Here is an 11,824-nt window from a genome sequence, read left to right on the forward strand (position 1 = left end):
GACCACCCTTCTACCGGACACGAGATCTCACGTTGTCTCCTACACCCGTACTCCCCTACTCCCCTACTCCCCTACTCCCCTACTCCCTGCGAGCATCATGCCCTACCAATCCCCGATCTCCCCCGGCCGGTCCTGGTATGAGGACACAGCCGGTCCGAGACCTGAATACCCGGCGCTGGATGGCGACCGGGCATGCGATGTCGTCATCGTCGGCGGCGGCTTTACCGGTCTGTCGGCGGCGGCGCACCTGGCCAAGGCAGGCACCAATGTCGTGCTGATCGACGCTTACCGCTTCGGCGATGGCGCCTCCGGTCGCAATGGCGGGCAGCTCGGCACCGGCCAGCGCGCCTGGGCCGAGGACCTGGAAGCCGAGTATGGCTTGGCCCGCGCCAAGGCGCTGTTTGATCTTGCCGAAGAGGCCAAGGCGCATCTCCTCGAATTCACTGCCGCCAACCAGATCGATATCGACTATATGCCGGGCCAGCTCTCGGTGGCGCACAAGCCGCGCTATGTCGACGACTACAAGGCGCATGCCGAGATCATGGCGAGCCGTTTTTCCTACCCGCATATCTCGTTCATGGATGCCAGGGAGACGGCGGAGCGGTTGGGCTCGACCGCCTATTTCGGCGGCACGCGCGACACCGGCACCGGCCACATCCATCCGATGAAGCTGGTGATCGGCACGGCGCGGGTGGCAGCGCTTGCCGGCGCGCAGCTGTTCGAGGGGACGCCATCGACCGGCATCATTTCGAGTGGCGGCAAGGTCAAGATTTCGACACCGAGAGGCACGCTGACGGCGCAGAAATGCCTGATCGCGGTCAACGCCTATGGCGGCACGCTCGAGCCGGTGAGTGCGGCGCACATCATGCCGATCGGTTCGTTCATCGGTGCGACCGTGCCTTTGGGAGCGGACTCGAACGTTTTGCAGGGCGGCGAGGCGGTCGACGATTCCCGCTTCGTCGTGCGCTATTTCCGCAGATCGAAGGACGGACGGCTGCTGTTTGGCGGACGCGAGGTCTATGGCGTCAACGATCCGAAGGATATCCACATTCACATCCGCCGCCAGATCGCGGAACTCTATCCGGCGCTCGGGGATGTCGAGATCACGCATGGTTGGGGCGGCTATGTCGGCATCACGGTGCCGAGAAAGCCTTTCGTGCGCGAAGTGATGCCCAATGTGATCTCGGCCGGCGGCTATTCCGGCCACGGCGTCATGCTGTCGAACTACTTCGGTAAACTCTATGCCGAAACCGTTGCCGGCAACCGCGACCGGCTGAAGCTGATCGAGGATCTGAAAATCCCGCCGTTCCCCGGCGGTCGGCGCTTCCGCACGCCGCTGCTGTTCCTGGCGCTCAACTGGTTTGCGTTGCGGGACAGGATCTAGCCGCCCTGATGTAATATTGTAATATTCATTGTAACATTTGTTGCCCGTGCGACGCATTGCGCAATTTCCCGCAAAGGCGCAGAATCCCCTATAATGGCGTACTGATGCCACAATCGCAGGCGAAAGCTGCCGGTTCTGGGCGATTGTTCGGGGATTGTTGCGGGACTGCCCGCGTTGTTTTTTTGACCTATGCGGATCAGACGCCGGACTTCCGGCACCGACCGATAGAACGTCGGCCCGCTTATGGAGGTGGCAAGAGTGAGAGAGCCCTTCAGTTTCGGTACGCCGGAACGTCGGCGCTTTGCCATGCAGTTCGGATACGACATGCGGCCCTCCTTCTGGCAGGAAGTCCGTTCGAACTCGCATCTGGTGATCGCCGCGATCGGCACTGCCGCGCTGCTTGGCGTCGCCGCCGTGGCGCTGTGGCTGGCATTGCCGGCCAGCGACAGACAAGCGGCAGCGAGCCCCGAGCAGACCATTCCAACGGTTCCGGTGAAGACGACGAAAATAACCCCGGTTGGGGCCGCGGTCGCCGCGGCAGCCGTGCCGCAGGCGCGCAAGTCCGACGCTATTCCGACAACCGTGGCGGCCGCGCAAGCCAACATCCCCGCACTCGCCGCCAACGATCCGCGCTGGACCGGTTCGCAGCCGAAGGACGCCGCCACTTCCGATTCGACTGCTCCCAGCCAGGCAGCGGATAAGCAAGCTGCGGCATTCGCACAGCCGGCAGCCGATACCGATGCCGCCACCGAACTTGCCAAGGTAGCCGCGCCCAGCGCAGCCGCGGGCAACCATCCCGACGGCGCACAAACCGCCGCCATTCCCGAGGTGCAGCCGCAAGTGCCGGCTCAAGAGCCAGCGGCAGAAGGCGATGACAGCCAAGCCAAGGCGAAGCCCAGGAAAGCCGCAGCCGCCGGAACAGGGCGCATCCTGAGGGCCGTGACCATGCGAAGCGGCCCGAAGAAAAATGCCGCCGCCATCGGTACGGTGCCAGCCAAAACCTCGGTGCAGGTGATGAGCTGCAAGAAATGGTGCCAGATCACCTACAACGGCAAGACCGGCTGGATCTACAAGAGTTACATCAAGACTGGCGCGTGACGTACCCCGCTCTGCGTGAGGCAGGCCTGTTGTTCTGATGCATGTCGTTCTCCCAAACCGGGGCCGCTTTCGAGCGACATACATCAGGCTTTCAGATGCAGCGGCCGCCATCGACCTCCAGCGCCACGCCGGTGATGAAGGCGGCCTCGTCCGAGGCCAGCCAGAGTGCGGCATTGGCGATGTCGAGCGGCGTCGAAAGCCGGCCGAGCGGGATCGATGCGCGGAACTTCTCGCGGATTTCGGGCGTATCGGCGCCCATGAATTTCTCCAGCATGCCGGTCTCGCCGGCAACCGGGCAGAGGCAGTTGACGCGGATGTTCTTCGGCGCCAGTTCCACCGCCATCGATTTGGTGGCGGTGATCGCCCAGCCTTTCGACGCATTGTACCAGGTGAGGCCGGGGCGCGGCCGCAGACCCGCGGTGGAGGCCGTGGTCAGGATGACGCCGCCGCCCTGCCGCTCCATGATCGGCACCACGGCAAGTGCCGCGTGATAGATCGCCTTCATGTTGACGGCGGTTATCAGGTCGAAGGTCTCCTCGTCGACATTGAGCATGTCGCCGTTGCGATGGGTGTAGCCGGCATTGTTGACCATGATGTCGATGCGGCCGAAGGCGCTTTTCGCGGCATAGACCATCTCGTCGAATTCAGAGCGCAGCGAAACATCCGTCTGGGTCCAGATCGCCGCTTCACCGATTTCGCCAGCGACGCGCTCCGCACCCCTGGCGTTGAGATCGGCGACAACGACCCTGGCACCCTCCTGCGCAAAACGCCTGGCAATGCCCTCGCCAAAGCCCGACGCAGCGCCGGTGATGATCGCAACCTTGTTTTCCAGACGCATGTTTTTTCCGCTCACTATTGGTGACCATCAACGGGCACGTCATTGGCGCTCATCCGCGCAAAGCCACGGCTCCTGACTGGATTGGCCGAAAGATGTGGGTCCATCGCCGATTTCTCCTTTGGCTTTCGCGTCGATCCCGCTCTATGCTGCAACTGCGAAGGCTTCCGGAGCCGCGCCTTCGACAAGCCTCCGGGTCATCGGACTGTCAAGGGGCAGGCGCATACACCCAGATGTGACACCATGGCACTGGAAAATTTAAATCGATTAGATTATATCAGCCGCGTCACAGCGACCGGCGTCAAAGCGGACAGACCATGACCAGCCAGATCATCCCCGTCGAGCCTTTCGACTTCATCATTTTCGGCGGCACCGGCGATCTGTCGGAACGCAAGCTTCTGCCGTCGCTCTATTATCGCCAGCGCGACCATCAGTTTTCGGAGCCGACACGCATCATCGGCACGTCGCGCTCGAAAATGAGCGATGAGGAATTCCAGGCCTTCGCCAAACAGGCGATCTCCGAGCACGTCAAACCGGCCGACATCGACGCCAAGGAACTGAAGACTTTTCTGGCGCGGCTGTCCTACGTCTCCGCCGATGCGACGAGCGGCGCCGGATTCGACAAGCTCAAGAAGGCGATCGGCGACAGCGACCGCATCCGCGCCTTCTACCTGGCGGTGGCGCCGGCGCTGTTCGGCGACATCTCGCACAAGCTGAAAGAGCACAATCTGATCACGCCGAACTCGCGCATCGTGCTGGAAAAGCCGATCGGCCGGGATCTCGATTCGGCACGCAAGCTCAACGACCTGGTCGGCGACGACTTCCACGAAAGCCAGATCTTCCGCATCGACCATTATCTCGGCAAGGAGACGGTGCAGAACCTGATGGCGCTGCGCTTCGCCAACGCGCTCTACGAGCCGTTGTGGAACTCAGCCCATATCGACCATGTCCAGATCACCGTGGCCGAGACCGTCGGCCTGGAGGACCGCGTCACCTATTACGACAAGGCCGGCGCGCTGCGCGACATGGTGCAGAACCATATGCTGCAGCTGCTGTGCCTCGTCGCCATGGAAGCGCCGTCATCGATGGATGCCGACGCCGTGCGCGACGAAAAGCTGAAGGTGCTGCGGGCACTGAAGCGCGTCAACGGCAACGAGGCGCCGAAGCACACCGTGCGCGGGCAGTATCGCGCCGGGGCTTCGGCCGGCGGAGCGGTGAAAGGCTATGTCGAGGAACTCGGCAAGGACAGCAACACCGAAACCTTCGTCGCCATCAAGGCCGAGATCGGCAATTGGCGCTGGGCGGGCGTTCCGTTCTATCTCCGCACCGGCAAGCGGCTGGCGACGCGGGTTTCGGAAATCGTCATCGAATTCAAGCCGATCCCGCATTCGATCTTCGGCGACAGCGCCGGACCGATCTTCGCCAACCAGCTTGTCATCCGGCTGCAGCCTGACGAAGGCGTCAAGCAGTTCATCATGATCAAGGATCCGGGCCCGGGCGGCATGCGGCTGCGCCAAATCTCGCTCGACATGAGTTTCGCGCAGTCCTTCGACGGCCGCGCCCCGGACGCCTACGAACGGCTGATCATGGATGTCGTCCGTGGCAACCAGACCCTGTTCATGCGCCGTGACGAAGTCGAGGCGGCGTGGAAATGGATCGACCCGATCCAGAATGCCTGGGAAAGTGCCAGGCAGGAGGCGCAGGGCTACACGGCGGGCACCTGGGGGCCATCGGCCTCGATAGCACTGATCGAGCGTGACGGGCGGACATGGCACGAGAGCAATTGAACAGCGCCGCCTATAGCTGGAACGGCTTCGCCGGGCGCCAGGAACTGGCGGCCGCCCTTGCCGGTCATGCTGCAGGCAGACTGACCAAGGCGATCGCCGAGCGCGGCACCGGGTTGCTCGCCGTCTCCGGTGGCAACACGCCGGCAAAGTTCTTCGCCGCCCTTTCAGCGATACCCATCGCCTGGGACAAGGTGATCGTGACGCTGGTCGACGAGCGTTTCGTGCCGGCCTCCTCGCCACGCTCCAATGCCGGGCTGGTGGCCGCCAATCTGTTGCAGAACGCGGCCAAGGCGGCTCGTTTCGTGCCGCTCTATCACGAAGCCATCAGCATCGAGGATGCGGCCTCGTCCGACGATGCAGCGCTCCGGTCCTTGCCATGGCCGCTCGATGTCGTCGTGCTCGGCATGGGGCCGGACGGCCACACCGCCTCGTTCTTTCCCGATGCCGACGATCTGGCAACGCTGCTCGACCCGTCTTCCGACAGGATCGTGCTGCCCGTTCATGCGGCGAGTGCGGGCGAGCCGCGGCTGACCCTGTCGCTGGCGCGCATCGTCGAAGCCGGCTTCATCGCGTTGCACATAGAGGGTGAGGACAAGCGTATCGCCTTCGAAGGCGCGGTTGCGCCCGGACCGCGAAAGCCAATCCGCGCCGTGCTCGACGCAGCGCATAAGCCCTTAGAGGTTTTCTGGGCCCCCTGATTCCCGATTTACTGTGGTCCCGGCAAACGGCGGGAGGATGTTTCCGGGACCTCGCCTGAAAGGACCGACCGCCATGACCGCCAGACGCGACATCGAAGCCATCACCGAACGCATCCGCCAGCGCTCAAAGCCAGGCCGCGAGCGTTATCTCGGCCGCATCGCCGAGGCGTCGAACCGCACTGCCAACCGGGCCGTTTTGTCGTGCGGCAACCTCGCCCATGGCTTTGCGGTGTGCAGCCCCTCGGAAAAGCTCGCGCTTGGCGCCGACAAGGTGCCGAACCTCGGCATCATCACCTCCTACAACGACATGCTGTCGGCGCATCAGCCGTTCGAGACCTTCCCGGCGCTGATCAAGGACGCGGCCCGCGAAGCCGGCGGCATCGCCCAGGTGGCCGGCGGCGTACCGGCAATGTGCGATGGGGTCACGCAAGGCCAGCCCGGCATGGAGCTGTCGCTGTTTTCGCGCGATGTCATCGCCATGGCCGCAGCGATCGGCCTGTCGCACAACATGTTCGACGCCGCGGTCTATCTCGGCGTCTGCGACAAGATCGTGCCGGGGCTGGTCATCGCAGCGCTCACCTTCGGCCATCTGCCGGCGGTGTTCATTCCGGCCGGACCGATGACATCAGGCCTGCCCAATGACGAAAAGGCCAAGATCCGCCAGCTCTACGCGGAGGGCAAGGCAGGACGTGCCGAACTGCTGGAGGCCGAGTCCAAATCCTATCATGGACCGGGCACTTGCACCTTCTACGGCACGGCGAATTCCAACCAGATGCTGATGGAGATCATGGGCCTGCACACGCCGGGCGCTTCCTTCGTCAACCCCGGCACGCCGCTGCGCGAGGCGTTGACCCGCGAGGCGACGAAGCGGGCGCTGGCGATCACCGCGCTCGGCAACGCCTATACGCCTGTCGGCCGGATGATCGACGAGCGCTCGATCGTCAACGGCGTCGTCGGCCTGCACGCCACCGGCGGCTCGACCAACCACACCATCCACCTGATCGCCATGGCGGCCGCGGCCGGCATAGCCATCACCTGGCAGGACATCTCCGACCTGTCGGAAGCGGTGCCGCTACTGGCGCGGGTCTATCCAAACGGTCTCGCCGACGTGAACCATTTCCACGCGGCCGGCGGGCTCGGCTTCCTGATCCGCGAACTGCTCGATGAAGGCATCCTGCACGAGGATGTGCAGACGGTGTGGGGCGAAGGGCTGCGGCCCTATGCGGTCGAGGCAAAGCTTGGTGCCGACGGAGGCGTGGCGCGCGAGGCCTCGCCGAAGGCAAGCGGCGACGAAAAGGTGCTGGCGCCGTTCAACAAGGCATTCCAGGCGACCGGCGGTCTGAAGGTGCTGTCAGGCAATCTCGGCCACGCCGTCATCAAGACTTCCGCGGTGAAGCCGGAGCGGCGTATCATCGAGGCACCGGCCAGGGTCTTCGACAGCCAGCAAGGGCTGAACGATGCGTTCAAGGCAGGCACGCTGACCGGCGATTTCATTGCCGTCATCCGCTTCCAGGGGCCGAAGGCCAATGGCATGCCGGAGCTGCACAAGCTGACCACGGTGCTCGGCATCCTGCAGGATCGCGGCCAGCGCGTGGCGCTGGTCACCGACGGGCGCATGTCGGGAGCCTCCGGCAAGGTGCCGGCGGCGATCCATGTCACGCCGGAAGCGGTCGAGGAGGGTCCTATCGCCAGGATCCACGAAGGCGACATCATCCGGCTCGACGCCGAAGCCGGCACACTCGAAGTGCTGGTGCCGGCCGGCGACTTCGCTTTGCGCCGGACGGCGGATGCCGATCTCATCGGCAACGAGTTCGGTTTCGGCCGCGAGCTGTTTGCCGGCTTTCGACAACTGGTCGGCCGCGCCGATCATGGCGCCAGCGCCTTCGGCACGGCTTGACGGCAGTTCTGCGTAGTTCACGAAAAGGGCGGCACATGGCCGCCCTCTTGCGGTTGTGCATACGATTCTATTGCACGGTTAGCTCGGCTCGCTCGCCGGCCTTGACCGTCACGTTGCCTTCTTTGGAACTGTTGTCGGATTTCTCCGAGACGACGGCGTAGTCGCCCGCAGGGATCGCTGCCTGATACTTCTGGTCGAATGCATAGCCAAGCGACTTGCGGTTGCCGTTGATGTCCTTCTTGGCCTCGAAAATCTCGATCTTCGAGGCTCCGGGCGCGGTGATCGCCAGCACGCCGGCATTCATTGCGACCTTCAGATCCTGAAATTCGCCCACCTTGACAGTGAACGGCTGCTCGACGACGGCGAGATCAACCGTCGCAATCAACACATAGTCATCGGGTGGCAGATCGAATTTGCTGTCGGGTCCGTAGGCATAGGTCACCTCGTCCCTGGTTCCATCGATCTTCTTTTTTGCCTTGAGCACCTTGAAGCCGATGCCTGAACCGTCCGCCTTGTCGCCGCCGGCAGCATAGTAAGCATTGGCAACGACATGGCCGACACCGGCAATCATGTCCTTTTCCACGGTCTTGCCGGCAGCCAGCGGGATCGTATCGGTAGCCACGCCCTGCCCGATCGTGACAGTCACCTTCTGGTCGCCGGCCGGCAACACGGCTTTCGTCGTCCCATAAAAGGTCGCGGGCATGTCTGCACCCGGATAATCGATGACGACAGCCGCGCCATCGACGACATCCGCCCCCGCGTTCGGTCGCGGGTGGATGATGAGCGTGCCGGCATTCAAGTTGAAAAGCGGCTTGTAGACCTGGCCGGCCTCGATCTTGACCTTCTGCTCGGTTTTCGCCTGGCCGTCACTGGCCACGACGATATAGTCGCCCGGTTCCAGATTGGCCTTATAGGCACCGTATTCGGTGCTGACGTAGTCGCCGCGCGTACCGTCGGGTTTGGCCTTGTAGATTTCCCAGGCGTTGCCGTCAGTGACGGGATCGCCGCCCTCGGCAAGCACTGCTATCGGCTGGAAATTGAAGTCCGGTTTGGCCGGCTCCGGTGCGGGCGCTGGCTCCGGTGCCGGAGCGGGTGCCGGTTCCGGCACCGGCGCCGCCACGGTCTCGGCAAGCGCCTCCTGCAGCGCCTTCTCGTCGGAGGCCTGGATGTATTTGCCGCCGGTGTTGTCGGCGAGGCAGGCGATCTGCTTGCCCTCGTCGGCGGTGAGGCCGAAGCCGACGACATCGGCGGTGAAGTCGACGCCGGATGCCTCGAGCTCCTTGCCAAGCGCGCAGGGGTCGCCGCCGCATGTTTCGAGCCCGTCGGTGATGAGCACGACGGTCGCCTTGTCCTCGGTGTATTTCAGCGCCTCGGCCGCCTGTTTGACCGCCGCCGTCAGCGGCGTCTTGCCGAGGAATTTCAGGCTGTCGGCGGCGGCCGAAATGGCGCTGCCCGAACCTGCCTGAGGCGGCACGATCAGCTGGATGTCGTCGCAGCTGCCCTTTTCACGATGGCCATAGGCCATGAAGCCGATCTCGTCGTCGGTGGGGACCGATTGAAGCACGGTTCGAAGCGACTCGCGGGCGATTTCGAGCTTGGGCTTGCCGTCGATCTGCGCCCACATCGAGCCGGACGCATCGAGAATGATGATGACCTTGTTTGCGGCGAAGCCGAACGTCGTCATCGACAAAAGGAGGACCGCCGCCGCGACACTCCGTGCAAGTCCCGCCATCGAAATCTCCTAAATCCACCCCTGATCCGGGCGGCAAGCTATTTGACGCGGCGCCGGGACACAAGTCCCGGCGCCCGGTGCGTAGGGCTCCGAACCCAGCTTGACAAGGACCTGACGACAGCCAGTTCGGTGGTGCCGGCAGTGCCGGCAGTTTTTGCGATAGGAATTTTTTCTTGACTCTATGCCCTCAGCTATGATACATTTTCGCCCATGGTGCTGATTTGCGCCAAGTGACCCGCCGCACAGGCGGGTTTTTCGTTTGATGCACCGTCAGCCTACGCGGCGAAGGCACCGAAGGAACCCGTTAACCCGAAGTCGCTGCCCTGGCCCGATGCGCCGGGCCGAATGCCGAACTTTTCAGCGGAAGCGGAATTCAATAGGTCGTGCGGCGCTCTTCCGAGGGCGGCCTGCCGAATTGCAGCCGGTAGCTCTGGGCGAAGTAGGAATGCGAGGTGAAGCCGGTCGCGATCGCCACGTCGAGGATCGGCATGTTGGTCTGGCGCAGCAGTTCGCGCGCCCGCTCCAGCCGCAACCGCATGTAATAACGGCCGGGCGTGACGCTGAGATGGCGCAGGAACAGGCGCTCGACCTGGCGCACCGAAAGGCCGGCGGATTTGGCCAGCTGTACCGCCGACAGCGGCTCGTCGAGGTGGTCGGCCATCAGTTCGACGATACGCCTAAGCTTCTCCGACTTGCCGGTCAGGTCGCGTTCCGGCCCGACGCGCTGACGGTCGCCGGCCGAGCGGATGCGTTCGTGCTGGAACTGGTTGGCGACGCCATTGGCGAGGTTCGAGCCGAAATCGCCGCGCACGATCTCCAGCATCAGGTCGATCGAAGTGGTGCCGCCGGCACAGGTGTAGCGCTTGCGATCGATCTCGAAGACGTTGCCGGTGCAGTTGATGTCGGGGAAGCGTTCGACGAAGCCGGCACGGTTTTCCCAATGGATGGTGCAGCGATAGCCTTCGAGCTGGCCGGCCTCGGCCAGCAGATAGGAGCCGACCGACAGGGCACCCAGCGCATTGCCGCGCCGGCCCCAGCTTCGCAAAGCCGCCAGCACCTTGCTCTTGCCGGGGAATTCCGTCGTCAGCCCAACCGAGACGAACAGGATATCGACCGGCGGCAGGTCGGCAACGGCATAGTCGATCTTGAGCGGCAGGCCGTTGGAAGCCATCACCGGATCGCCATCGGCCGACACCGTCGTCCAGCCGTAGAAGTCACGGCCGAGCAACCGGTTCGCCGACCGGAACGTATCGATCGCGGCAGCCAGCGAGAACATGGAGAACTTGTCGACCAGCAGGAATGCGAACTGCCGGCCACCTTGAACGGGGTCCGCGATGACCGGCCGTTCTGAGGGAACACTGGGGTTCGGCAAAGCTGCGGCTTTCTGGCGGGTCAGAAGGACGGCCGTTTCAATCCGGCCGCAAGGTAGGCCGAGGCTAACGTATTGGCCATCAGCATGGCAATGGTCATAGGCCCGACACCGCCAGGCACCGGCGTGATGGCGCCGGCGGCCTTGGCCGCTTCGGCATAGGCGACATCGCCGACGAGACGGGACTTGCCCTCGCCCTTTTCCGGCGCCGGAATGCGGTTGATGCCGACATCGATGACGGTGGCGCCTGGCTTGACCCAATCACCCCTGATCATCTCCGGCCTGCCGACGGCCGCGACAAGAATGTCGGCGGTGCGGGCAAGTGCCGGCAGGTCCCTGGTGCGGCTATGGGCGATGGTGACGGTGCAATTGGCGGCAAGCAGGAGGTTGGCCATCGGCTTGCCGACGATGTTGGAGCGGCCGACGACGACGGCGTTGAGACCGGACAAATCCTTACCGCGCACCCGCTCGATCAGAAGCATCGAGCCGGCCGGCGTGCAAGGCACGAAGGCTGTCTCGAGTTCACCGGTGCCGAGCTTGCCGACATTGATGAAATGGAAGCCGTCGACATCCTTTTCCGGCGCGATGGTCTGGATGATCTTGCCGGCGTCGATGTGGGCCGGCAGCGGAAGCTGCACGAGGATGCCATTGATGGCCGGATCGGCGTTCAGGTCGCCGATGATCTTCAGCAGTGCCGGTTCCGAGGTTTCGGCCGGCAGCGTGTGCTGAACGGAATGAAAGCCGCATTCCTTGGCGGTGCGCGACTTGGACGCGACATAGACCTGGCTGGCGGGATCCTCGCCGACGATGACCACTGCAAGACCAGGCTTGGCCTTGCCCTTGGCGACAAGTTCAGCCGTCAGGGTCTTGACCGTCCCCACAACGTCCCCGGCAACGCTCTTGCCATCAATCACTTCGGCCATGGACTACCCTCAACACCAGAATGCCCAAGTGGGTGGCGTTGCGAAGACGCCCCCAGTTTGGTCTTTAACAACGCGCGAGGTTTAAGGAAATTAGAACAATC

General features: G+C 63.6%; 9 protein-coding genes. 5 read left to right on the top strand and 4 right to left on the bottom strand.

The features are described 5' to 3' along the window. Positions 1–97: 97 nt before the first annotated feature. The gene (locus NKJ00_RS31810; protein ID WP_352632548.1) at positions 98–1,384 is read left to right on the top strand and encodes an NAD(P)/FAD-dependent oxidoreductase; all 1,287 of its coding nucleotides are present in this window, start codon (positions 98–100) and stop codon (positions 1,382–1,384) included. 258 nt (positions 1,385–1,642) lie between these two features. Then, entirely contained in the window at positions 1,643–2,482 is an 840-nt protein-coding gene (locus NKJ00_RS31815) for an SH3 domain-containing protein (RefSeq protein WP_352632550.1), read from the top strand. A 91-nt stretch (positions 2,483–2,573) separates the two neighbouring features. Here the strand turns inward: NKJ00_RS31815 and NKJ00_RS31820 are convergent, their stop codons facing one another. After that, positions 2,574–3,320 (bottom strand): SDR family oxidoreductase, encoded by a 747-nt coding sequence (locus NKJ00_RS31820; RefSeq protein ID WP_352632552.1) that lies wholly within the window; start codon positions 3,318–3,320, stop codon positions 2,574–2,576. 314 nt (positions 3,321–3,634) lie between these two features. Between NKJ00_RS31820 and zwf the strand changes: the two genes are divergently transcribed. The 3 genes from zwf (at position 3,635) to edd (ending at position 7,699) form a co-directional block, all read left to right on the top strand. Then, a complete protein-coding gene (gene zwf, locus NKJ00_RS31825; RefSeq protein ID WP_352632554.1) occupies positions 3,635–5,104 on the top strand; it encodes a glucose-6-phosphate dehydrogenase in 1,470 nt (489 codons plus the stop codon). Continuing rightward, positions 5,086–5,802, top strand: coding sequence for a 6-phosphogluconolactonase (gene pgl / locus NKJ00_RS31830; protein ID WP_352632556.1), 717 nt, complete (start codon positions 5,086–5,088; stop codon positions 5,800–5,802). Before zwf ends, pgl begins: the two co-directional genes overlap by 19 nt. Positions 5,803–5,875: 73 nt before the next feature. After that, positions 5,876–7,699, top strand: a complete 1,824-nt coding sequence (gene edd / locus NKJ00_RS31835; protein WP_352632558.1) for a phosphogluconate dehydratase — start codon at positions 5,876–5,878, stop codon at positions 7,697–7,699. A 67-nt stretch (positions 7,700–7,766) separates the two neighbouring features. On the opposite strand, the gene NKJ00_RS31840 is transcribed toward edd, so the two are convergent. From NKJ00_RS31840 to folD, 3 genes are all read right to left on the bottom strand, one after another. Next, positions 7,767–9,431: a vWA domain-containing protein gene (locus NKJ00_RS31840; protein ID WP_352632560.1), complete on the bottom strand. Its 1,665-nt coding sequence runs from the start codon at positions 9,429–9,431 to the stop codon at positions 7,767–7,769. 373 nt (positions 9,432–9,804) lie between these two features. Continuing rightward, complete coding sequence (locus NKJ00_RS31845; RefSeq protein WP_032908654.1) at positions 9,805–10,803, bottom strand: GlxA family transcriptional regulator; 999 nt, start codon at positions 10,801–10,803, stop codon at positions 9,805–9,807. A gap of 20 nt (positions 10,804–10,823) precedes the next feature. Then, a complete protein-coding gene (gene folD, locus NKJ00_RS31850; protein WP_352611478.1) occupies positions 10,824–11,723 on the bottom strand; it encodes a bifunctional methylenetetrahydrofolate dehydrogenase/methenyltetrahydrofolate cyclohydrolase FolD in 900 nt (299 codons plus the stop codon). Positions 11,724–11,824 lie beyond the last annotated feature (101 nt).

This window comes from Mesorhizobium sp. M0227, from assembly GCF_040321855.1.
GTDB lineage: Bacteria > Pseudomonadota > Alphaproteobacteria > Rhizobiales > Rhizobiaceae > Mesorhizobium.

Coding starts and splice junctions, on each gene's coding strand:
- NKJ00_RS31810 (WP_352632548.1), top strand. CDS start 98: ATGCCCTACCAATCCCCGATCTCCCCCGGCCGGTCCTGGTATGAGGAC.
- NKJ00_RS31820 (WP_352632552.1), bottom strand. CDS start 3,320: ATGCGTCTGGAAAACAAGGTTGCGATCATCACCGGCGCTGCGTCGGGC.
- zwf (WP_352632554.1), top strand. CDS start 3,635: ATGACCAGCCAGATCATCCCCGTCGAGCCTTTCGACTTCATCATTTTC.
- pgl (WP_352632556.1), top strand. CDS start 5,086: ATGGCACGAGAGCAATTGAACAGCGCCGCCTATAGCTGGAACGGCTTC.
- edd (WP_352632558.1), top strand. CDS start 5,876: ATGACCGCCAGACGCGACATCGAAGCCATCACCGAACGCATCCGCCAG.
- NKJ00_RS31840 (WP_352632560.1), bottom strand. CDS start 9,431: ATGGCGGGACTTGCACGGAGTGTCGCGGCGGCGGTCCTCCTTTTGTCG.
- folD (WP_352611478.1), bottom strand. CDS start 11,723: ATGGCCGAAGTGATTGATGGCAAGAGCGTTGCCGGGGACGTTGTGGGG.